The sequence below is a fragment of the Microbacterium sp. NPDC096154 genome (genome assembly GCF_040302945.1).
Taxonomy (GTDB): Bacteria; Actinomycetota; Actinomycetes; order Actinomycetales; family Microbacteriaceae; genus Microbacterium.
Window position 1 is genome coordinate 15,112 of record NZ_JBEOSM010000004.1, and the last position, 22,867, is coordinate 37,978.

Consider the following 22,867-nt stretch of genomic DNA (forward strand, 5'->3'; position numbering starts at 1 on the left):
GATCGGGCCATGCCCGAGTTCATCGACGACCACGGGGTCGCCATCGTGTACGACGTGCACGAGGCCCGCGCCGAGGGCGGCGCGCGCGGCATCATCCAGCTGCTGCACGGCGTCGGCGAGCACGCCGGCCGCTATGTCGCCCTCATCGAGGCGCTCGCCGACGCCGGCTTCACGGTGTACGCAGACGACCACCGCGGCCACGGCCGCACCGGCATGAAGCAGCACGGCGACGCCGCGAAGCTGGGCCGGCTCGGCGTGGGAGGGCATCCTGCCGCGGTCGAGGCGTGCTCGTGGATGACCCGCATCGCGCGAGACGAGAACCCCGGGCTGCCGCTCATCCTGCTCGGGCACTCGTGGGGTTCGTTCCTGGCGCAGATGCTGCTCGACAAGCACCCCGACGCATACGACGCGGCCATTCTGAGCGGGTCGGCCCTGCGCACCCCGGTGTCGCTCAACGCCGCACCGCTCAACCGGCGATGGAAGGGCCCTGAGGCCCTCGGCACCGAATGGCTGTCATCCGATCCGGCCGTGGGCCGCGCGTTCATCGACGACCCGCTGACCACCTCGACGCCGCTGCTGAAGCTGTTCGGCGTGGTGGACGCGGCGCGGCTCTATGGCCGCCCGCGGCGCCGGCTGCGCGAGATCGCGGGGCACGACATCCCGCTGCTGCTGATGGTGGGGGCCGACGATCCGGTCGGCGGCCCGGAATCGGTGCAGCGCCTGGCCGACGCCTACCGCGACCGCTCCGGGCTGACGGATGTCACGGTGCGCGTGTATCCGGATGCCCGCCACGAGATCTTCAACGAGGTGGCGCAGGCCGAGATCCGCGCGGACCTGCTGGCCTGGCTCGACGCCCGGTTCCCCGCGCGCTGAGAGGGCTTCGGCGTCCCGGCGGGGCGTGTCCCCATCGGCGCCGTTATGCGCGAGGCATTCGGGCGCCAACGGGGACACGCTCCGGCCCATTCGGGCCAGAAGCGGGACACGGCCCAGGATCGGCTAGCCCTTGAGCGAAACCGCCAGCTGCTCGAGCGCCCAGTCGAGCTCGGTGGCCCGGATGACCAGCGGCGGCGCGATGCGCAGCGTCTGGCCGTGCGTGTCCTTGGCGAGCACGCCCCGCGCCATCAGGCGCTGGGCCACCTCGCGGCCGGTGCCGCACGCGGGGTCGATGTCGATGCCGGCCCACAGGCCCGCCGAGCGCACGGCCGTCACGCCATCGAGCTTGTCGAGGCCGGCCCGCAGGTGGGCGCCGAGCTCGCGCGAGCGCTCCTGGAAGCGGCCGGTCTTCAGCAGCTCCACGACCTTGAGGCCCACCGCGGCCGCCAGCGGATTGCCGCCGAACGTCGAGCCGTGCTCGCCGGGCCGGATGACCCCGAGCACGTCCTCGTTCGCCACGACCGCCGACACGGGCAGGATGCCGCCGCCCAGCGCCTTGCCGAGCAGGTAGACGTCGGGCACGACGCCCTCGCGGTCGCACGCGAACGTCTCGCCCACGCGTCCGAGACCCGACTGGATCTCGTCGGCGATGAACAGCACGTTGTGCGCGCTCGTGACCTCGCGGATCCGGCGCAGGTAGCCGTCCGGCGGGATCACCACGCCACCCTCGCCCTGGATGGGCTCGACCAGCACGGCCGCCGTGTTCTCGTCGATCGCCGCCTCGAGGGCATCCGCATCGCCGTACGGCACCGCCACGAAGCCGGGCGCGTAGGGCCCGAAGTCGTCGTGCGCGGTCGGGTCGTCGCTGAAGCCCACGATCGTGGTCGTGCGGCCGTGGAAGTTGCCCAGCGCGACGACGATCCTGGCCTGGTCGGCCGGGATGCCCTTGACGCGGTAGCCCCATGCGCGCGCGACCTTGATGCCCGTCTCGACCGCTTCGGCGCCCGTGTTCATGGGCAGCACCAGGTCCTTGCCGCACAGCTCGGCGAGGGCGTGCGCGAACGGACCGAGCTGATCGTTGTAGAACGCGCGGCTCGTGAGCGTCAGGCGACCCAGCTGATCCTGCGCCGCCTTCACGAGCTCGGCGTTGAGGTGGCCGAAGTTCAGCGCCGAGTAGCCCGACAGCATGTCGAGGTAGCGCTTGCCCTCGGTGTCGGTGACCCAGGCACCGTCACCGGTCGCGATCGTGACGGGCAGCGGGTGGTAGTTGTGCGCGACGTGCGCCTCGTGCGCGGCCGTCACGCGGTGACCTCCGCACCTCGCGTCTGCGCGCCGCGCAGTTCGCCCGCCACGCCACGCAGTTCGAGCGTGCAGCACTTGATGCCGCCGCCGCCCAGCAGCAGCTCGGACAGGTCGACCAGGATCGGGTTGTAGCCGCGCTCACGCAGCTGCGCCTCGAAGCCCTTGGCACGGGGCGAGATGATCACGTTGCGTCCGTCGCTGGCCGAGTTGAGGCCGAACACGGCGCCATCCTCGTCCGACACGAGGATCGCGTTCGGGAAGCGGCGCTCGAGCTCCGCGCGGCTCGCGTCGTCGAACGCCTGCGGCAGGTACGCGATCCCCGGCTCGGCGCCCGGCTCGACCACCGGGTCGAGCACGGCCAGCGCCGTGTCGAGGTGGTAGAAGCGCGGGTCGACCAGCGTCAGGCTCACGACCTCCTTGCCGAAGACGCGCGCGACCTCGGCGTGGCTGTCGCCGGTCGAGCGGAAGCCCGTGCCCGCCAGGATGACGGAGCCTGCGAGCAGGAAGTCGCCCTCGCCCTCGTTGACCTCGACCGGCTCGCGGGTGTCGTAGCCGGCGGCACGGAACCAGTCGATGAACGCCGGGGCCTCGCCCTGGCGCTCGACGTAGCGGAACTTCGGCCCGTACGCGATGCCGTCGATCAGGAAGCCGCCATTGGCGGTGTAGACCATGTCGGGGTAGCCGGGCAGCGGGTCGATCAGCTCGACCTCGTGGCCCAGCTCGATGTAGGTGTCGTACAGCGTCTGCCACTGCGCGACGGCCTTGGCGGTGTCGGTCGGCTTGGCCGGCTCCATCCACGGGTTGATCGAGTAGCTCACCGTGTAGTGCTCGGGGCGGCACATCAGGTAGCGGCGCTTGTGCGCGACGCGGGCGGGTGCGATGTCAGACATCGGGCTCCTCTGCTGGGGGTAGCGGCGGACGCTGTCCAGAGGCCCGGCGGGGCGGAAGAGCCGCCAGCGGCACGGGCACGCCACGAGTCATTCTCGCACGCGGGCGCTGAGCGACCGGGGAGCGTCTGGCACGGAGATCCCGCGTTCTCAGGATCGGACCGCACCGGATGCCCCTGAGGACGCGAGATCCCCTGAGTTCCGGGGTGGCCGGGGCTGTCGGCTCAGAGCGTCGGGCGCATCCAGGCGCTGCCGCCCTCGGCGCGCAGCGCGGCGCTCTCGGGCGTCTGGTCGGCCGGGACTCCGGCCCGCAGGGTGTCATCGTGTGGAGTGTCGACGCGCACCGCCTCGCGCTCGCGGCGCCGCTCGCGCAGCCGCCACAGGACGGCCCCGACCACGAAGGCCGCGATCAGCCCCGCCCCGCCGGCATACACCACGCCGTCGGCGCTGACCGAGAACCAGGATGCCTCCACGCCGCCACCGTAGGTCACGCGCCGCTCGGGCGGTAGGCCGCGGGTCAGATGACCTCGGCACTCCACGGGTCGGGGTTGCCGAAGCGGTGCGCCGTGATGGTGATCGACTGCTCGCGCAGGAACGGCAGCAGCTCGATGCGACCCGCCGTGGTGACCTCGCCCGCGTAGACCGCGAGGTCGGGGTCGCCTGCCACGCCCGCGGCGAGCGCGGTGTGCAGGGCGGCCACCGAATCCGGCGATCCGACCAGACGGGCGCGCGACGGGCGGGTGCGCTCCTCGATCAGCTCGCCGACCGCGATCGTGCCCGTCGCCGGGGCCGGCTCGGCAGCCGCGGCGCGAGGGCCATCCTGCTCCGGCGCGTCGGCCGCATCGGGCTCCGCGGCGTGCGCCGCATCCGGTGCCGATGCCACGCCGCGCATCCGCTCGATCCACTGCTCGTCGGTCTCGACGTGCACCGGCACGTCGAGCTGACCGAGCACGCGGCGCACGGCGGGCGGCAGCCCCACGGGAGCCGAGAGCGTGAAGGACCCGCCGGCGCGCACGCCCGCGATCACCACGCGCAGCACGCCCTGCCAGGTGGCATCGGCCGTCGCCCGCACCGCGACGGGCGCGGGTCGGTAGCGGAAGAGGTTGCGCTCGACGCCCAGCTGCGAGACGTCCTTGACCTTGCCGAACTCGCGGTCCCACACGATGGCGTCCGACAGTGCGGCGCGGCGCAGCCAGTCGTACTCCTCGTACGACAGCGACGGCTGTGCGGCCTCGATCAGGGCGACGATGCGGGTGTCGAGCCCGCGCAGGTGAAGCGACTTGCCCGACGGGCCACCCGACGTGGCCCGCCACGAGCCGAGGCCGATCAGATAGTTCGGGCCGCCGGCCTTGGTGCCGGCGCCGACCGACGAGCGCTTCCAGCCGCCGAACGGCTGACGCTGCACGATCGCACCGGTGATGCCGCGGTTGACGTAGAGGTTGCCGGCCTCCACCGTCTCGAGCCACAGCGCGAGCTCATCCGGATTCTGCGTGTACAGCCCCGCGGTCAGGCCGTACTCGACGGCGTTCTGCAGCTCGATCGCGCGGGCCAGGTTCGGCGCGTGCATGATGCCGAGCACCGGACCGAAGAACTCCTCGCGGTGGAAGCGCGAGCCCGGCTTGACGCCCGTGCGGATGCCCGGGGTCCAGAACCGCCCCTCCTCGTACGGCCAACCGGTGTCGCGCAGGGCCTTCGGCGGCACGAGCCACTGCTCGCCCTCCTCGAGGGTGGTCAGGGCCCACTCGAGCTTGCCGCGCGGCACCTCGATCACGGGGCCCATCTCCGACAGCGGGTCGGACGGCGGGCCGATCCGCAGCGACCGCGTCGCGTCGACCAGCTGCCGGGCGAACCGTCGCGAGCGGCCCACGGAGCCGACCAGGATCGCCAGCGACGCGGCCGAGCACTTCTGGCCCGCGTGGCCGAAGGCGCTCTTGACGAGGTCGGCGGCCGCGAGATCGAGGTCGGCCGAGGGCGTGATGATCATGGCGTTCTTGCCGCTGGTCTCGGCCAGCAGCGGCAGCTCGGGCCGCCAGCTGCGGAAGAGCTGCGCGGTCTCCCACGAGCCGGTCAGGATGACCCGGTCCACCGCCTCGTGCGACACCAGCCGCTGCCCCACCGACCCCTCATCGATGTCGACCAGCTCGAGCACGTCGCGCGGGATGCCCGCGTCCCACAGCGCGTCAGCCACGACCGCGGCGCAGCGACGGGCCTGCGGAGCCGGCTTGAACACGACGCCGGACCCCGCGGCGAGCGCGGCCAGCACGCCGCCGGCCGGAATGGCGACGGGGAAGTTCCACGGCGGGGTGACCACGGTCAGCCGCGACGGCTCGAACACCGCGCCCGCGACGCGATCGAGCTCACGCGCGGTCGACGCGTAGTAGTTGGCGAAGTCGACGGCCTCGCTGACCTCGACGTCGGCTTCGGCGAACACCTTGCCGGTCTCGGATGCGGCCACCTCGATCAGCTCGCCGCGGCGGGCCTCGAGGGCCCGGGCGGCGCGCTGCAGCAAGGCGCTGCGCTCGACCGCGGGCCGACGCCCCCACGCCTCCGCCGCGCCCCGCACGCGCGCGATGATCGCCTCCAGCGCATCCGCGTCGGTCACGCGCGCCGCGGCGATCGTCGCTTCGCCGGCGGTGGACGACGGGATGCGGGCCAGGATGTCGCGCGCCCACTCCCGGTTGGCCGGCAGCGCCGGATCGGTGTCGGGCGCGTTGCGGAAGCCCGAGGCCCCGTCCGCTCGCCCGGCCTCGCGCTGCGCGAAGACGGCGGTCTCGACGAACTCGGCGTCGACCACCGCCCGGAACTCGTCGGCAGGGTCGACGGCGACCGTGTCGTCGGCCGACGCGAGTGCCGGCGAGCTCGAGCCTCGCGCGATGTCGAGCACGAGCTGCGTCATGTCCTCGTCGTCCGTGTCGCCCGTGACCTCCTCGGGCGTCGGTGCGTCCGCGCGATCCTGCTCCCGGTTCGGCCCCACGGGCAGCGACCGATCGGCGGAGCGCTCGACCGACGCCACGAACCGGTCGCGCTCGCGCGCGAACAGGGTGGGATCCTCGGCCATCCCGAACGCGGCCGACAGGAAGTTGTCGCTCGAGGCGTTCTCCTCGAGGCGGCGCACCAGGTAGCTGATCGCCACGTCGAACTCGTCGGGGCTGACCACCGGCACGTACAGCAGCACGTGGCCCACCTCGCGCGCGATCGCGGCGACCTGGCCCTGCGCCATCCCGAGCAGCATCTCGAACTCGAGGTGCTCCCGCGCACCGCGCTGGCCTGCCAGCAGCCACGCGTACGCGATGTCGAACAGGTTGTGCCCCGCGATGCCGAGGTTCACCGCGCGCGTGCGCTCGGGTCGCACCGCGTAGTCGAGGCACCGGATGTACGACGCGTCGGTGTCGAGCTTCGAGCCGTGCGTCGCGAGCGACCAGCCGTGCATGACGGCGTCGACCTTCTCCATCGCCAGATTCGCGCCCTTGACCAGGCGCACCTTGATCGGCGCTCCGCCCGCGTCGACGCGGGCGGTCGCCCACGCCGTGAGCCGCTCGAGCGCGGGCAGCGCGTCGGGCAGGTAGGCCTGCAGCACGATGCCGGCGCGATACGCCTTCAGCTCGGGCTCGGCCAGCAGTCGCTGGAAGACCGCGATGGTCAGGTCGAGATCGCGGTACTCCTCCATGTCGAGGTTGAGGAACGTGCCGTGCGTCGCCGCCGACAGGTACAGCGGGCGCAGCCGCTCGACCACATGGTCGACGGTCTCGTCGAACGCCCACATCGACAGGTGGCTCGCGATGGCCGACACCTTGACCGAGACGTAGTCGACATCCGGTCGCTTGACGAGGTCGTGGATGCCCGCGAGACGGCGCTTGGCCTCCTGCTCGCCCAGCACGGCCTCGCCCAGCAGGTTGAGGTTGAGGCGCGCACCGCCCTCGCGCAGCTTCGCGATGGCGGGGCCCAGCTTCTCGGGCCGCGCGTCGACGATCAGGTGCCCCACCATCTCGCGCAGCACGCGGCGCGCGATCGGCACGACCGGCACCGGCAGCACGGGCGCCACGGCACCGCCCGCGCGCACCGCGCCGCGCAGGTACCAGGGCAGGAACTCGGGCACGAGCGGGGCGACCCGGCTGAGGTTGCCGGCCGCGGCCGTGGCGCTCTCGGGTCGCATGACACCATCGACGAATCCGAGCGTGAAGGGCAGCCCGTTCGGATCCTTCAGCACGCCCGCGAGGCGCTCGGCGGCGGGGTCCGCCTTCACCTCCGCGGCCTCGTTCACCCACCGCTGTGCGAGCGCGACCGCCCCCTCCACGAGATCGGCGGCGGGGGGCTGGATCGGGTCGAGGTCGTCGGCCATAGAGGAAGCCTAAGTCGCCCCTCCCTGACCGCAGGCGTGTCGCACACGCGGCACCGCGATATGTCGGCCGCGCCGCGTGGTCCCGGGCGCGGGTCGGCTGACCGAGGCCGCCCAGGCGCCGCCCAGGAGGGCGCGCCCGGAGGAGGCGGGGCGGTTCAGTCCCAGTCGCTGGGCGCCGGGCGGCGCGTCGAGGGCAGCGCGACGTGCTCTGCCCACTCGTGCATCCAGGAGGGCACCTCCGGCAGCTCCTGCGGCAGCTCGAGGGCTGCGAGCAGCTCGTCCATCGGCACCGTGCCGCCCGCGCGGCGCAGCATCCGGGCGCGGATGATCGCGGTGGCGTAGACCTCGCCGCGCACGACGGCGCGGTGCTCGAGATAGAGCGCCCGGTCGTCGTGGCCGATCCAACGCGTCTGCACCTCGAAGCGCTGCCACAGGTTCAGCGACTTGCGGAACGTGACGGTCTCGCTTCCGACGACCGGGTACCAGCCGCGCTCGCGCAGGATCTCCACCAGGTCGGTGCGGATCATGAGGTCCCATCGGCCGAGGTCGAACAGCGACAGGTACCGACCGTTGTTCATGTGCCGCAGCAGGTCGATGTCGGTCGGCAGCGTCGTGAGCCGCACGCGCCCCACCGCGGTGGCCGGCAGACGCCCCTGGCGCCGGCGTCGCACACGGGCGCGGAGCATCACGAGGAGGGTTCGCCAGATCACGTTCACGAACCGCGATGCTGGCACATCCCGCGCATCCAAGGCGGCATCGTTGTCCATGAGCGACAACGTGACGCGCGGATTTCCCGAGAGCGGATGTCCGTGCGTAGAGTCTCGCCATGGCGACCGTATCTCCCCCCGACGTGTTGATCCGGCCGATTCGCGACGTGGACGCCGAGGCCATGGGCCGCGTGCACGCCAAGGTCTGGCACGAGACCTATGACGGCCTCATCTCGAGCGCCACGCTCGAGAACGTCTCGCCCCGCCGCATGGCGGAGCTGTGGACGCACTACACCTCTCAGGGCCCCGAGCACCGGCACGCCGCCGCGCTGGTCGACGGCGAGATCGTCGGCTTCGCGGCCACGGGTCCCGCCCGGGACAAGGAGGCGCCCGCCCCGCGCGAGCTGTACTTCGTGTACCTGCTCGACTCGTGGCACCGCAAGGGCATCGGGCGCGCGCTGTTCGACGCCGTGGTCGACGACGGCGAGCCGCTCTACCTGTGGCTGGCCGAGGGGTATCCGGGCGGGCGCGAGTTCTACGAGAAGCGCGGGTTCCACCTCGACGGCGGCCGCCGCGAGGAGCCGTTCCTCGGCGAGACGCTGTGCGAGGTGCGGTACGTCCGCCCGTGACCGCGCCTGATGTGCTGACCATCTGGCCGCTCGCAGGCATGCCCGAGATCGCCGCGGGTGACGATCTCGTCGACGCGATCGTCACCGCGATCGACGCGTCGGGTCATCCGGTCGTCGACGGCGACATCCTGGTGGTGACGAGCAAGATCGTGTCGAAGGCCGAGGGGCGCTTCGTCGAGGCCGCCGATCGCGAGGGCGCGATCACGGCCGAGACCGTGCGGGTGGTCGCGACCCGCGTCGCCGAGTCGGGGCACGTCACCCGCATCGTCGAGAACCGCCTCGGCATCGTGTCGGCCGCGGCCGGCGTGGACGCTTCCAACACCCCCGAGGGCACGGTGCTGCTGCTGCCGGTGGATCCTGATGCGTCCGCCCGCGCGCTGGCGGCCGGGCTGCGCGAGCGGCTGGCCGCGGACGTCGGCGTGCTGGTGTCCGACACCCTCGGCCGCGCGTGGCGGGACGGTCAGATCGACCACGCGATCGGCGCCGGCGGCGTGCGGGTCTTCGAGGATCTGCGCGGCTCCACCGACGCCCAGGGGCGGCCCCTCCACGTCACGCTGCCCTGTGTGGCCGACGAGCTGTGCGCCGCGGCCGACCTCGTCAAGCGCAAGGCGACGGGAATGCCCGTCGCCGTCGTGCGCGGCCGCGGCGATCTCGTGGGCGACCTCGATCTGCCCGGCGCCCGCACCATCCCCCGCACCGGCGACCGCGACATGTTCCGCCTCGGCTACGACGAGGCGTACGCCGAGGGCTTCGCCGCTGGCGCCGCTGGCGGCGCTGGGGGCGGCGCTGCCGGTGCGACCGGCGCCGCGGGCGCGACCGGCGCCCGGGGTGCGGGCGCGGGCGGTGACGCGGGCGGCGCCCGGGCGTGACCGGCGCCCCGGGTGCGAGCGGCGCCCGGGGTGCGGGCGCGGGCGCGACCGGCGCCGTGGGTGTGGCCGGCGGCGCGGGTGGTGGGAGCGCTTGGGCGGCTTCCGGCCAGAGCTTTGACTAGCGCCGGGCGCGGATACTGCGGTCGGCGACGCTAGCAAGTCCGCCCGGGGCTAGTCAGCGGGAGGACAGAGGCGGGGCCAGGCGCAGGGGGGCCTGCCATTCGTCCACAGGCGGCGGATGTCGGGAGTCCGCTTGCGGAATGCGGATGCGGCCCGCCGCGTCCCGGTGGGGTCGCCATCCTGCGACTATGACACGCCTCGTCCGCACCGACCGCCACACCACCCCGCAGCAACGTCGCGGCACGATACCCATCAGGCGCGGCATCCGGGCGCATGAGTCGGAGTGGCAGAACCTCCTCCCCCATGAGCGCTACCGCGAGCGAGTGCTCGCGGCCGTCTTTTCACTCGGCGATCCGCTGCTGGCCTTCGAGTCTGCGGCGTTGGTCCACGGGCTGCCGGTCTTCGCGGAACCGAAAGACGTGCACGTATTCGTCACGGTGGCAGGACACTCCTACCGCCATGGCGACGTCCTCTCGCACACCGGCGTCGACGGCCGCCGCGAAGTGCGCGTCTCCGGCATCCGCGTCACGGACCTGGTCGACACCGTCGTCGACCTGATCCGGGTTCTTCCCCTGGCGTTCGGCGTGGCGGTGGTGGATGCCGCACTGCGGGGCGGCGTCCGCCTGACCGACCTCGAGGACCGTCTCCGCACGCAGCGCAATCCACGCGGCACCGCCCGCGCGTGGGATGCCCTCCGTCGGTCCGCCGCGCTGTCGGAGTCGGTCCTCGAGAGCGTCAGTCGCGTCGTGATCCAGCTGCTGGGCTTCGCAGCACCCGAGCTGCAGGTCGAGTTCACGGTGGAGGACGGCGTCCGCCGCGCCGACTTCCTATGGCGAGGCGCCGGCATCATCGGCGAAGCCGACGGTGCCTCGAAGTACCTGGATGTGCCGGCCGCTCAGACGGCGGCGCGCATCCGTGACGAGCGCCGCCGCGAGGTTCAGCTGCAGCGCCTGGTCACGCGGATCGCCCGCTGGGAATGGGCCGACGTGATCGTTCCCGCGCGCCTCGAGCGCATCCTCGCTGACGCCGGCGTGCCGCGCGTCGCGCCCGCCGACCCCCGCGTCGTCGCCGCGGTGAGCAACGCGGTCCGCACAGTGCGCGCTTCTCGTCGTTGACTAGCGCCGGGCGCAGTTACTGCCGTCGGCGACGCTAGCGACTGCGCCCGGGGCTAGTCAGCGCAGGGTGAGGACGCCAGAGCGCCGAACCCCGGTCCGCCCCACACCCCGAGCCGGGCCCCGCCACGCCCGGCCGCCGCCCCACGCCCGGCCGCCCACACGCCCGGCCGCCCACACGCCCGGCCGCCCACACGCCCGGCCGCCGCCCCACGCCCCGGCCGCTCCACGCCCGGCCGCCGCCCCACACCCCGAGCCGGGCCCCGCCACGCCCGGCCGCGCGCCACGCCCCGCCCGCCGCTCCACGCCCCGGCCGCTCCACGCCCGGCCGCGCCCCCGCCGGCTGCCCCTCAGCGGTGACGGAACTCGGGCGCGCGCTTCTCGCGGAAGGCCGCCATGCCCTCCTTCTGGTCCTCGGTGTCGAACATGGACGCGAACAGGTGCTTCTCGAGGCGCAGTCCCTCGCGCAGCGGAGACTCGAGGGCGGCGTCGAGCGCGGCCTTGGCCGCGTAGAGCGCCGGCAGGGGCTTCTCGGCGATCGTCGCGGCGAGCTTCTCGGCCTCGGCGAGCAGTTCGTCCGCCGGCACGATACGCGACACCAGGCCGATGCGCTCGGCCTCGGCGGCGTCGATCATCCGGCCCGACAGCACCAGTTCGGCGGCCTTGTAGTAGCCCACGGCGCGCAGCAGGCGCTGCGTTCCTCCCATGCCGGGGATGACGCCCAGCGTGATCTCGGGCTGACCGAACTTCGCCGTCTCGGCCGCCAGGATGATGTCGCACATCATCGCGAGCTCGCAGCCGCCGCCAAGCGCGTACCCCGCCACCGCGGCGACCACGGGCGTCCGGACGTCCGCGAACGTCTGCCAGCCCTGGAACCGATCGCCCACCGCGACGTCTCGGCCGTTCAGGCCTTCCATCTCCTTGATGTCAGCGCCCGCGGCGAACGCGCGCTCCGACCCGGTCACGACGATGGCGCCGATGCCCTCGTCGGCGTCGAACGCGGTCGCCGCGGCGACGATGTCGCGCATCACCTGCCCGTTGAGCGCGTTGAGCGCCTGGGGCCGGTCAAGCGTGATCCATGCCACGCGCCCCCGCACCTCGGTGCGGATCGTCTCGTACGTGCTGTCGGTCATCCTGCCTCCTCGCATGGTGCTCGTCCCAGCATGCCGGATCGCGACGGCCCGGACGGCGCCGCAGGATGACGCCGGGCCGGCTGGCGCGCGCGGCCGCTGCACCGCCGGTGTCGGCGGCGCGCCGCTCGCCACGGGTCCGTGATGTGGCGTTCACCCGCCCGCAACCTGGCGGGCCTAGGACTGGAAGGGCGCCCGCCCGCGGCGCTTCCCCCACCCTTCTGACCCAAGAGGATCCCATGCCTTCACCCCTCAGCCGCCGGGCGCTGCCCGGCCGCCGTGGCGCCGCCCGCCTGCTCGCCGGCGCGGCCACCGCGGCGACGGCGTGCGCGCTGGCGCTCGTGCCGCTCGCCGCGCACGGCGCCATCGTCGACGACCGTGTCTCCGACGCCGCGGGCGACGCGCCCTTCACCCTCACCCCGACCGGCACGTTCGAGACGGGTCTGTTCGACCAGGGCGCCTCCGAGATCGTGCAGTCGCACGGCGACCGCCTCTTCTCGGTCAACGCCGCGGCCGGCACCGTGTTCGTGATCGACATGAGCGATCCCGCCAACCTCGCCGAGCTGTTCGAGCTGGGCGCCGATGGCGCGGTGGCCAACTCGGTCGCGATCCGTGACGACGGGCTGGGCGTGGTCGCGCTCGAGGACGCCGCCGACAAGACGGCTCCCGGCCGCGTGCTGTTCTTCGACGCGAACGCCGACACCGCCGAGGCCGCCGTGCTGGGCACGGTGACGGTCGGCGCGCTGCCCGACATGGTCACCGTCTCGCCCGATGGCGCGTACGCGGTCGTGGCCAACGAGGGAGAGCCGGCCGACGACTTCTCGACCGACCCCGAGGGATCCCTCAGCGTCATCGCGCTGCCCGACACCGTGGCCGCCGCTGGCCAGTCGGCCGTGGCCACCGCCGACTTCCACGCGTTCGAGGGCGCCGCGCTGCCGGATGGCGTGCGTGTCTTCGGCCCGGCACCGCACGGCACCGACCTGCCCGTGTCGCGCAACCTCGAGCCCGAGTACGTGACCGTCTCCGGCACCACCGCCTACGCCACGCTGCAGGAGGCCAACTCGATCGCGGTCGTCGACCTGCCCTCCGCGACCGTGACGGACATCCTGCCGCTCGGCACCAAGGACTACGGCACCGTGGGCATCGACGCGTCGGATCGCGATCCCCGCGATGCGCCCAGCGTGAACATCGCCCGGTACCCGGGCCTCAAGGGCATGTACATGCCCGACGGCATCGCCGCCTACGAGGCGAACGGGCAGACGTTCCTCGTCACCGCGAACGAAGGCGATGTGCGCGAGTGGGGCGCCTACGTCGACGCAGCGCGCGTGAAGGACCTCGCCGCCGACGGCCAGGGCCCCCTCTGCGACAGCATCGCGGCATACGCCGACGACGCCGCGCTCGGGCGCCTCGACGTCTCGATCGAAGACGGCTTCGACGGCGAGTGCTACGACGAGCTGTACACGTACGGCGGCCGGTCGTTCTCGGTGTGGACGCCCGATGGCCAGCTCGTGTTCGACTCGGGCTCGGCGTTCGAGGACATCACCTCGCAGCTCGACGGCGTGGTGTTCAACGCCGGCCACGACGACAACGAGGCCGAGAGCCGCAGCGACGCCAAGGGCGTCGAGCCCGAGAACCTCGCCATCGGCCAGGTGAACGACCGCACGTACGCGTTCATCGGCCTCGAGCGCCTGAGCGGCGTGATGGTCTACGACATCACCGAGCCCGTTGCGCCCCGCTACGTGTCGTACGTCGACAACCGCAACTGGGACGTGAACCTCGGCGAGGCCGTCGAGCAGCTCCAGGACGCCGGTGCGAGCGACGCTGAGATCGCCGACACTGTGAACGCAGCGGGCGACCTGGGCCCCGAGGGTCTCGACTTCATCCCGGCCGCCGACTCGCCCACGGGCAAGCCGATGCTCGCGGTGGGCAACGAGATCACCGGATCGACGACCCTCTGGACGATCGACGACGGCACCACCGAGGTTTCCGTGCTGACGATCAACGACTTCCATGGCCGCGTCTCGGCGAACGGCGACGAGGCGGGCGCCGCGGTGCTCGCCGGTGCCGTCGCGCACTACCGCGACGAGAACCCGAACACGCTGTTCGCGTCGGCGGGCGACAACATCGGCGCCTCGACGTTCACGTCGTTCATCGCCGACGACAACCCGACGATCGACGCCCTGTCCGCGGGCGGGCTCGATGTGAGCGCCGTGGGCAACCACGAGTTCGACCAGGGCTTCTCCGACCTGACCGGCCGCGTCCTCCCGCGCTACGAGGAGAAGACGGGCCTGCCCGGCGGCGACTTCGCCCTCGGTGCGAACGTCTACAGGAAGGGCACGACGGATCCGGCCCTGCAGGAGTACGCCATCCGCGAGGTGGGCGGCGTCACGGTCGGCTTCATCGGCACCGTCACGTCGGACACCACCACGCTCGTGAGCCCCGCGGGCATCGCCGACATCGAGTTCGGCGACCAGCTGGAGGCCGCGAACCGCGTCGCCGCCGAGCTGACGGCCTCGGGAGAGGCCGACGTGATCGTGCTGCTGACCCACTCCGGCTCGGCCGGTGAGGACTGCGCGGCGATGGCGTCGGAGGACTCCGAGTACGGCGCCCTGCTGCGCGGCGCATCGGATGACATCGACGCGATCGTCTCGGGCCACACGCACCAGCTGTACGGCTGCGAGATCGGCGGGCGTCCGGTCATCCAGGCGCACCAGTACGGCACGACGCTCGGCGCCCTGGACATCGTGGTCGACTCGGAGACGAACGAGCTGATCTCGATCGACGGATCCACGGTCGACCTCGTCGACGACTCGGGCGACGAGCCCGTCGCCAACTTCCCGGCCGATCCCACGGTCGCGGACATCGTGGCGGCGGCCGAGGCCGAGGCCGAGGTGCTCGGATCGCAGCCGGTCGGCAGGATCTCGGGCGACATCCTGCGCGGCGGCAGCCCTGCGGGCTCCGACCGCGGGGTGGAGTCGGCCATGGGCAACCTGGTCGCCGACGTCTACCTCTGGGCGGCGTCGGAGTACGAGAACTACGGCGGCGCCGAGCCGGCGCAGATCGCCCTGATGAATCCCGGCGGACTGCGCGACGACCTGCTCTTCAAGGGTGACGGCACCGTCACCTACGCGGATGTCGCCGCGGTCCAGCCGTTCGGCAACACGCTCGTCACGCTGGCGCTCACGGGCGAGCAGCTCGAGCAGGTGCTCGAGGAGCAGTGGCAGCCTGGCGCGGAGCGACCCAAGCTGCACCTCGGCGTCTCCGACGGCTTCGCGTACGAGTACGTCGAGGACGCGGAGCCCGGGGAGCACATCATCTCGATGTCGTACCTCGGCGAGGAGATCGAGCCGACGGATGAGCTGCTCATCGTGACGAACTCGTTCCTCGCCGCCGGCGGCGACGGCTTCGCGACGCTCGCGGAGGGCCGTGGCACCGCCGACACCGGCCTGATCGACCTGTCGGCCACGGTCGACTACTTCGCCTCGCGCGACCTGGTCGACCCCGCCCCGCTGGGACGAGCCGTGGTGTGGACCGGTGACGAGCCGGCCCCGTCGCCCACCCCGACGGAGGAGCTGGATGAGCAGGCCTGGGTCACGATCACGCTCAGCAGCACCGCGGTCGAGCAGGGCGACACGCTCGGCGTGCGTCTCACCGGCCTGGAGCCCGGCCAGCGGGTCGGTGCCACGCTGCACAGCGACCCGATCGTGGTGGAGGGCCTGCCCGCCGCCGACGCGAACGGATCGATCGCGTTCGAGATCGCCATCCCGGCCGACTTCGAGGTCGGCCCGCACACGCTCGAGATCACCTCGGACGGGCTCGACCCCGTCACGGCCGATCTCACCGTCATCGCCGCCGGCGGCCTGGCGGCGACCGGCGCCGAGTCGCCCTGGGGTGTCGCCCTCGCGGCCTTGGGGCTCATCCTGACGGGCGGTGTGCTGATGATCCTCCGGCGACGGGCGGTCACCGCGGACATCCGGTGAGCGGCCCCAGCCGCTGATCCGGACAGCAAGGCCCCGTCGTCCCTCGGCGGGGCCTTGCTGTGCGCATCCCGGATGATTCTGTAGCGTCGTGATCGCCATGCTCCGCTCCGCGCTCATCACCGTTCCCCTGCTCGCCCTGCTGCTGGCAGGATGCGGCGCGTCGTCGGAGCCATCCGACGCGGCGGTGGACGGCTCGTCACCGCAGGACGGCGCCTCGGCCCAGGCCTGCGAAGCAGCCAGCCTCACGCTCGAGCCCACGCGGGGCGCCCCGGGCGACACCATCGAGGTCAGCGGCGACGGCTATGTCGTCTGCGAGGACAGCATCGCCGCGTCGTCCGGCCCCTCGGGGGCCGATCCCGTGACCCTGGTGCGGCTGTTCTGGACGCAGGGCGGCGGCCAGAAGGTGCTCGGCGAGGCGCGCGTGGGCGAAGACGGTTCGCTCGAGGGCACGTTCACGGTGCCGGAGGACGCCAGGGCCGGCGACGCCAAGGTCGGTGCCGGCGACAACCTGCATGTGTCGTCCGAAGCCGTGAAGTTCACGGTCGAATAGCCGGCGCCCCGACGGGCCCGGGTCACCGCCCGGTCAGCGCCCGCCGCGCATGCGCACGTCGCCGAACACCCGGGCGATAGGAGCGATCACGCGGTCGCGGGCGGCAATCCATCCGGCGGCCATGACGAGCAGCGAGGCCACGAAGATCCAGAACCCGGTCCAGTTGACCGCATCCTGCCCGGCGTACATGGTGTTGAGGTTGCGCAGCGCGCCCGTGGCCAGCACCAGCCCCACGTGCACGATCGCGAATCCGACGAAGAACAGCATCACCGGGAAGTGAACGGCCTTCGCCAGCTCGAACGGAAAAGCCCGGTTCAGGCGTGAATCGCCGCGCGGCCAGAAGGCGCTGAGGCGTGCTCCCGACAGGATGGCCAGCGGCGACGCCACGAACACGATCGCGAAGTAGAGCAGCTGCTGCAGGCCGTTGTAGCCGGTCCAGCCGCTGTGCGTCGGCCAGTCGAGCGACAGGTACTGGATGAGCGCCGACAGCGCGTTCGGGAACACGTCCCAGCTGGTCGGCACGATGCGCACCCAGTGCCCCGTCGCGAACAGCAGCACGACGAACGCGAGCCCGTTGAGCATCCAGAGCACGTCGACCGCGATGTGGAACCACATCGTCAGGCTCATCCGGCGCTTCTTGACGCGCCGCGACGTCCACAGTCCGCCAGGGGTCTTCTCGCCGCGGATGCGGATGCCCGACCGGATGATCAGCAGCAGGAAGAACGCGTTGAGGAAGTGGCTCCACGACAGCCAGCCCGGGATGCCGATCCCCTGCCCCTCGGGCATCGGCGCGGCACCCGGGTAGGCGGCGAGGAACGCGGCGACCGGTTCGAGCGACGCGATCCACCGGGTGAAGAACACGAGGGTGAACGCGGCGAGCGCGAGGGCCGCGACCGCGAAGAGCCCGTAGACGACGCGCAGCGGCGTCGGGATGCGGGCAGGGGTCACCAGTAGATCATGCCAAGGATCGCCGGGAGGAGGGTGCGAGGCCGGGCCCTCCCGCCCAACGCAGGAACTCCCGAGGGCTCGGGCATGCCGCGCCGCGGGACGACGGCGACACGCCGCCGAGCCGCAGGAGGTCCTGCGTTGTGGCGAGGAGGGTCAGACGAGCCGGGTCTTCGGCGACACCGAGTACGTCTGCTCGGGGTCGTCGTTCACCACGCCCGACAGCGCCTCGTCGATCGCCGTCATGACCTCGGGCTCCAGCTTCACGCCCGACGCCTTGACCGTGTCGGCGAGCTGCTCGGGGCGCGAAGCGCCCACGAGGGCCGCGGCCACGTTGGGGTTCTGCAGCACCCATGCGATGGCCAGCTGCGGCATCGTGAGGCCCGCCTGCTCGGCGATCGGCTTGAGCTTCTGCACGGCGGTGAGCGTCTCGTCGTTCATGAAGCGCTGGATGAACGCCGCACCGCTCTTCTCATCGGTCGCGCGGCTGCCGGCGGGCACCGGCTGGCCGGGCAGGTACTTGCCGCTCAGCACACCCTGCGCCATGGGCGACCACACGATCTGCGAGATCCCGAGCTCCTCGGAGGCCGGGATGACCTTGCCCTCGATCACGCGGTGCAGCATCGAGTACTGCGGCTGGTTCGAGACCAGCTGGAAGCCCAGCTGCTTCGCGAGAGCGTGGCCGTCGCGCAGCTGCTCGGCGGTCCACTCGGAGACGCCGATGTAGAGCGCCTTGCCCTGGCGCACGATGTCGGCGAACGCCTGCATCGTCTCCTCGAGCGGCGTCTCGTGGTCGTAGCGGTGCGCCTGGTACAGGTCGACGTACTCGACGTTCAGGCGGCGCAGCGATCCGTGGATGCCGTCCATGATGTGCTTGCGCGACAGTCCGTGGTCGTTCGGTCCCTTCGGGCCGATCGGGAAGTAGACCTTCGTGAAGATCTCCAGGCCCTCGCGGCGCTGGCCCTTCAGCGCCTCGGCGAGCACCTCCTCGGCCGCCGTGTTGGCGTAGGTGTCGGCCGTGTCGAACGTGGTGATGCCGGCGTCGAGCGCGGCGTGCACCGTGGCGATCGCGGCGTCGTTCTCGACCTGCGACGCATGGGTCACCCAGTTGCCGTAGGTGATCTCCGAGACCTTGAAGCCGCTGTTGCCGAGGTAGCGATAGTTGACCATGCCCCCACGCTATCGGCGCGGGGCAGGGGCGGGGCGGCTCACGACGACGCGCCCTGCGGCGTCTCACCCGAGTGCACACCAATTTTCGTGTGCACTCGCGGGTCGCCGAGTACACACCAATATTCGTGTGCACTCGCGGGTCGCCGAGTACACACGAAAATTGGTGTGCAGTGGGACGACGGGGTTCGCGGCTCAGAGCGCCGCCGCGGCCTTGTCCTCTTCGGTGGCGACCAGCTGGCCGCAGGCACCGTCGATCTCCTTGCCGCGGGTGTCGCGGATGGTGGTGGGGACGCCCGCGTCGTTGAGGCGGCGCACGAACTCCTGCTGCACCGAGCGCTCGGACGCGTCCCACACCGATCCGGGGGTCGGGTTCAGCGGGATCGGGTTGACGTGCACCCAGCCGCGCCCGCGGGCATTGAGCTTGTCGGCCAGCAGGTCTGCGCGCCACGGGTGGTCGTTCATGTCCCGGATCAGCGCGTACTCGATCGACACGCGGCGCCCGGTCTTGTCGAAGTAGCCGCGCGCGGCGTCGAGCACCTCGTCGACCTTCCAGCGCGAGTTCACCGGGATCAGCTCGTCGCGCAGCTCGTCGTCCGGCGCGTGCAGCGACAGCGCGAACGTCACCGGGATGTCCTCATCCGCCAGCTTGCGGATGGCCGGTGCCAGCCCGACGGTCGAGATCGTGATGCCGCGCGCGCTCATCCCGAGGCCGTCCTTCTTGTCGACCATCGTGCGCACGGCGTGCATCACCCGGGCGTAGTTGGCCAGCGGCTCGCCCATGCCCATGAAGACGATGTTCGTGACGCGCTCGTCGGGGTGCTCGCGGCGGCCCAGCTCGCCATTGGCGATCGCGCGGTTGGCGCGCACGATCTGCTCGATGATCTCGGCCGACGACATGTTGCGCGTCAGTCCCGCCTGGCCCGTGGCGCAGAACGGGCAGTTCATGCCGCATCCGGCCTGCGACGACACGCACAGCGTGATGCGGCCCGGGTAGCGCATCAGCACCGACTCGACCAGCGCACCGTCGTGCAGACGCCACAGGAACTTGATGGTGTCGCCCTTGTCGGTCTCCAGGCGCCGCACCTCGGTGAGCAGGTTCGGCAGCATGCCCGCGACCAGCTCCTCGCGGCCGGCGGCCGGCAGGTCGGTCATGTCGGCGGGGTCGCTCGTCCAGTGCTGGAAGTAGTGCTTCGCGATCTGCTTCGCGCGGAAGCCCGGCAGACCCAGCTCCTTCATCTTCTCGACCCTCGCCTCGGGCGTGAGGTCGGCCAGGTGCACGGGCGGCTTGCCGCGCTTGGGGCTCGCGAACTGCAGCAGCGGGCGACCGGACTCGTCCTTGGCCTGCTGCCATCCCTCGGTCTGGGGGCGCACCTGACGGGCGCCCGTGCTGCGGACGGGCGTGTTCGCGGGGCGCGCAGGCGTGTCGGTCATGCGTTTCAGGTTAGGGGAGGCGCCTGCGAGAGCGCTGGTGCGTCGTCCTGCTTGGAGAGATCCGCCGCGCCCGCGGCGGCGAACCAGGGATGCGACGTCGCCACGGATGCGGAGATCTGCGCATCTCCGGATCGGACGAGACCGGATGATCCGAATCCGTGGATTTCTCCGAATCCGAGCCGGCCAGGCGGGGCACGGTCGGCAGGATGCGACAGCGGATGTGGGCGGGCACGCGACCGACCGGCAGAATGGCCGCGTGAGCGAGACGACGGAGTTCCACATCGAGATCGGCACACGCGATGCCAGCCCCGAGGGCGCAGAGCGGGCCGCACGGTTCGCCGCGGAGGCCGGCTTCAGCGGCCTGCAGCTGGCCGAGACGCAGCACGACCCCTTCATCGCCTGCGCGCTGGCGGCCCGCGAGGCGCGGCGCGCGGGGCGCGACGTCCGGGTATCGACCGCGATCGCCGTCGCGTTCGCCCGCAATCCCATGACGGTCGCCGTGGCCGCGAACGACGTGCAGCTCGCGGCCGAGGGCCGCTTCGCGCTGGGCCTGGGCTCGCAGGTGCAGGCACACATCGAGAAGCGCTTCTCGATGCCGTGGTCGGCGCCCGTGCCGCGCATGCGCGAGTTCATCGGTGCGGTGCGCGCGATCTGGCGCGCGTGGGAGACCGGGGAGAAGCTCGAGGTGCGCGGCGAGCACTACCGCCACACGCTGATGTCGCCCGTGTTCGACCCGGGTCCGAACCCGTACGGCAACCCGCCCATCTGGCTCGCCGGCGTGGGGCCGGCCATGACGCGGCTCGCGGGCGAGGCGGCCGACGGATTCGTCGCACACGCCTTCACGACGCGCGAGTACCTCACCGAGGTGAGCCTGCCCGCTCTGGCGGCCGGACGCGCGCGCTCCGAGCTGACCGAGCCGGTCAAGCTCATCCTGCTGCCGTTCGTCGTCGTGGCGCAGGATGCCGCCGCCCGCGCCGCCCAGGAGGCCGCCGTGCGCCAGCAGATCGCGTTCTACGGCTCGACTCCCGCCTACCGCGCGGTGATGGAGCTGCACGGCTGGGCCGAGACGGCCGACAGGATGCACGACGCGTCGCGCCGCGGCGAGTGGCGGGAGATGGCGGGGCTCGTGAGCGACGAGATGCTCGACGCGTTCGCCGTCTCGGGCACGCCGAGCGAGGTGCGGGAGCGGCTGCGCGAGAGATACGGCGACCTGGCCGACACCGTCTGCGTCAACGCGCCCGACACGGCCACGCCCGAGGACGTCGCCGCACTCGCTCGCTGAGCCGCCCGGGAGACGGTTCCGCGCCCGCGGGTCCGTCGCCCCGCGGGTCCGTCGCCCCGCGGGTCCGTCGCCCGGCGGGTCGGACGCCCGGCGGGTCGGACGCCCGGCGGGTCGGACGCCCGGCCGGCCGAACGCCCGCCGGGCGGATCTGTGGACTCTTGCCCATCGCTCCCCCGCGATGTCCGTCGCCGCCGTTAGGGTCGGGCCATCACCCCGATCGAGGAGGACGGATGAGCGCGCAGCAGACCACCGAGACGAGCGAGACTCCCCGCTGGCGAGTGATCGGCCCTGGCCTGGTGGTCGCCGCGACGGGTGTGGGGTCGGCCGATATGGTGGCCACCCTCGTGGCCGGGTCGAACTACGGCTACGGACTGCTGTGGGCCGTCGTGCTGGGCGTCATCTTGAAGATCGTGCTCGTCGAGGGCGCGGGCCGCTACACAGTCGCGACGGGCAGGACGATCTTCGAGGGCTGGCGCTCGCTGGGACGCTGGCCGGTCTGGTACTTCGCGCCGTACATCGTGATCTGGGGCCTCGTCTACGCCGCCTCGGCGATCAGCTCGACTGCCCTGCCGATCGCGGCGCTCTTCCCGGAGGGCAGCTTCGGCGCGCAGGTGTGGCCATGGGCCGTGCTCACCGGCATCGTCGCGTTCGTCATGATCTGGTTCAGCCGATACAAGGTCTTCGAGCGGGTCACGGCGGCGCTGGTCGGCCTGATGTTCGTGACCATCGTCATCCTGGCCGTCATCGCGGCCCCGAACTTCCTCGACACGATCGCGGGCCTCGTGCCGATGATCCCCGAGGGCGGCGTCTTCAACACCCTGGCGCTGGCGGGCGGCGTCGGCGGCACCATCACGCTCGCGGCCTACGGCTACTGGCTGCGCGAGAAGGGCTGGGACAAGCCCCGCTTCCTGCGCGTGATGCGCATCGACAACACCATGGCGTACGTCATGACGGGCATCTTCGTCATCTCGATGCTCATCGTGGGCGCGGAGGTCGTACGCGCCGCGGGGGTCTCCCTGGCCGCCGGCGACCAGGGCCTGCTCGAGCTCGACGGCGTGCTGCGCGACCGCTACGGCGACTTCATCGGCGTCTGGTTCCTCGTCGGCTTCTGGGCCGCGGGCTTCTCATCGGTGCTGGGTGTCTGGAACGGCGTCTCGCTGATGTTCGCCGACTTCATGGGCAACGTCACCGGGAAGGGGTCGGATCACCCCGACTCGAAGGCGGGCGGCAAGTGGTTCAAGGTCTACGTGCTGTGGCTGTCGTTCCCGCCGATGCTGCTGCTGCTGTTCGACCAGCCGATCTTCCTGGTGCTGCTGTACGGGTTCCTCGGAGCGCTGTTCATGCCGTTCCTGGCGATCACGCTGCTGCCGATCCTGAACACCGACCGCGTGCCGCGCGAGTACCGCAATAAGTGGTACCTCAACGTGGCGCTCGGCATCACGGCCCTGCTGTTCATCGTGCTGGGCGTCTACCAGGCCTGGAACGCCATCGCGGGCGTGCTCGGCGGCTGAGCCCGGCGCGCGGGCTCTGGACCGGCAGCC

17 protein-coding genes are annotated in these 22,867 nt (G+C 72.0%); 8 read left to right on the forward strand and 9 right to left on the reverse strand.

Going from position 1 to position 22,867, the window contains the following annotated elements; translation table 11 throughout:
• Positions 1-9: 9 nt before the first annotated feature.
• The gene (locus ABTW64_RS06685; protein WP_350620572.1) at positions 10-873 is read left to right on the forward strand and encodes an alpha/beta fold hydrolase; all 864 of its coding nucleotides are present in this window, start codon (positions 10-12) and stop codon (positions 871-873) included.
• Between the two features lie 123 nt (positions 874-996).
• On the opposite strand, the gene rocD is transcribed toward ABTW64_RS06685, so the two are convergent.
• From rocD to ABTW64_RS06710, 5 genes are all read right to left on the reverse strand, one after another.
• Positions 997-2,175, reverse strand: a complete 1,179-nt coding sequence (rocD, locus tag ABTW64_RS06690) for an ornithine--oxo-acid transaminase (protein WP_350620574.1) — start codon at positions 2,173-2,175, stop codon at positions 997-999.
• Entirely contained in the window at positions 2,172-3,065 is an 894-nt protein-coding gene (ddaH, locus tag ABTW64_RS06695; RefSeq protein WP_350620576.1) for a dimethylargininase, read from the reverse strand. The genes rocD and ddaH overlap by 4 nt, the downstream gene beginning before the upstream one ends.
• 221 nt (positions 3,066-3,286) lie before the next feature.
• On the reverse strand, positions 3,287-3,535 hold the full coding sequence (locus ABTW64_RS06700) for a hypothetical protein (protein ID WP_350620578.1): 249 nt from the start codon (positions 3,533-3,535) through the stop codon (positions 3,287-3,289).
• Positions 3,536-3,579: 44 nt separating this feature from the next.
• Positions 3,580-7,401 (reverse strand): proline dehydrogenase family protein, encoded by a 3,822-nt coding sequence (locus ABTW64_RS06705; RefSeq protein WP_350620580.1) that lies wholly within the window; start codon positions 7,399-7,401, stop codon positions 3,580-3,582.
• 155 nt (positions 7,402-7,556) lie between these two features.
• A complete protein-coding gene (locus ABTW64_RS06710; RefSeq protein WP_350621183.1) occupies positions 7,557-8,117 on the reverse strand; it encodes a thioesterase family protein in 561 nt (186 codons plus the stop codon).
• 110 nt (positions 8,118-8,227) lie between these two features.
• Between ABTW64_RS06710 and ABTW64_RS06715 the strand changes: the two genes are divergently transcribed.
• The 3 genes from ABTW64_RS06715 to ABTW64_RS06725 all read left to right on the forward strand — a co-directional run bounded on the left by ABTW64_RS06715 (position 8,228) and on the right by ABTW64_RS06725 (position 10,841).
• On the forward strand, positions 8,228-8,737 hold the full coding sequence (locus ABTW64_RS06715; RefSeq protein WP_350620582.1) for a GNAT family N-acetyltransferase: 510 nt from the start codon (positions 8,228-8,230) through the stop codon (positions 8,735-8,737).
• Positions 8,734-9,606 (forward strand): coenzyme F420-0:L-glutamate ligase, encoded by an 873-nt coding sequence (cofE, locus tag ABTW64_RS06720; protein WP_350620584.1) that lies wholly within the window; start codon positions 8,734-8,736, stop codon positions 9,604-9,606. The genes ABTW64_RS06715 and cofE overlap by 4 nt, the downstream gene beginning before the upstream one ends.
• 308 nt (positions 9,607-9,914) lie before the next feature.
• A complete protein-coding gene (locus tag ABTW64_RS06725; protein ID WP_350620586.1) occupies positions 9,915-10,841 on the forward strand; it encodes a hypothetical protein in 927 nt (308 codons plus the stop codon).
• Between the two features lie 347 nt (positions 10,842-11,188).
• On the opposite strand, the gene ABTW64_RS06730 is transcribed toward ABTW64_RS06725, so the two are convergent.
• Positions 11,189-11,971 carry an enoyl-CoA hydratase-related protein gene (locus ABTW64_RS06730; protein ID WP_350620588.1) on the reverse strand — a complete coding sequence of 261 codons (783 nt, stop codon included), beginning with the start codon at positions 11,969-11,971 and terminating at the stop codon, positions 11,189-11,191.
• Between the two features lie 236 nt (positions 11,972-12,207).
• Here ABTW64_RS06730 and ABTW64_RS06735 point away from each other — a divergent pair, with 236 nt between their 5' ends.
• Together ABTW64_RS06735 and ABTW64_RS06740 are read left to right on the forward strand one after the other, a co-directional pair.
• Positions 12,208-15,948 carry a choice-of-anchor I family protein gene (locus ABTW64_RS06735; RefSeq protein WP_350620590.1) on the forward strand — a complete coding sequence of 1,247 codons (3,741 nt, stop codon included), beginning with the start codon at positions 12,208-12,210 and terminating at the stop codon, positions 15,946-15,948.
• 97 nt (positions 15,949-16,045) lie between these two features.
• A complete protein-coding gene (locus tag ABTW64_RS06740; protein ID WP_350620592.1) occupies positions 16,046-16,498 on the forward strand; it encodes a hypothetical protein in 453 nt (150 codons plus the stop codon).
• A 33-nt stretch (positions 16,499-16,531) separates the two neighbouring features.
• Here ABTW64_RS06740 and ABTW64_RS06745 read toward each other — a convergent pair whose 3' ends face one another.
• The 3 genes from ABTW64_RS06745 to rlmN form a co-directional block, all read right to left on the reverse strand.
• Positions 16,532-17,446 carry a cytochrome b/b6 domain-containing protein gene (locus ABTW64_RS06745; RefSeq protein WP_350620594.1) on the reverse strand — a complete coding sequence of 305 codons (915 nt, stop codon included), beginning with the start codon at positions 17,444-17,446 and terminating at the stop codon, positions 16,532-16,534.
• 153 nt (positions 17,447-17,599) lie between these two features.
• Positions 17,600-18,613 carry an aldo/keto reductase family protein gene (locus tag ABTW64_RS06750; protein WP_350620596.1) on the reverse strand — a complete coding sequence of 338 codons (1,014 nt, stop codon included), beginning with the start codon at positions 18,611-18,613 and terminating at the stop codon, positions 17,600-17,602.
• 192 nt (positions 18,614-18,805) lie between these two features.
• The gene (gene rlmN / locus ABTW64_RS06755; protein ID WP_350620598.1) at positions 18,806-20,044 is read right to left on the reverse strand and encodes a dual-specificity RNA methyltransferase RlmN; all 1,239 of its coding nucleotides are present in this window, start codon (positions 20,042-20,044) and stop codon (positions 18,806-18,808) included.
• A gap of 256 nt (positions 20,045-20,300) precedes the next feature.
• Here rlmN and ABTW64_RS06760 point away from each other — a divergent pair, with 256 nt between their 5' ends.
• Both ABTW64_RS06760 and ABTW64_RS06765 read left to right on the forward strand, forming a co-directional pair.
• Positions 20,301-21,326 carry a TIGR03617 family F420-dependent LLM class oxidoreductase gene (locus ABTW64_RS06760; RefSeq protein WP_350620600.1) on the forward strand — a complete coding sequence of 342 codons (1,026 nt, stop codon included), beginning with the start codon at positions 20,301-20,303 and terminating at the stop codon, positions 21,324-21,326.
• Between the two features lie 230 nt (positions 21,327-21,556).
• On the forward strand, positions 21,557-22,837 hold the full coding sequence (locus ABTW64_RS06765; protein WP_350620602.1) for an Nramp family divalent metal transporter: 1,281 nt from the start codon (positions 21,557-21,559) through the stop codon (positions 22,835-22,837).
• Positions 22,838-22,867: the final 30 nt, after the last annotated feature.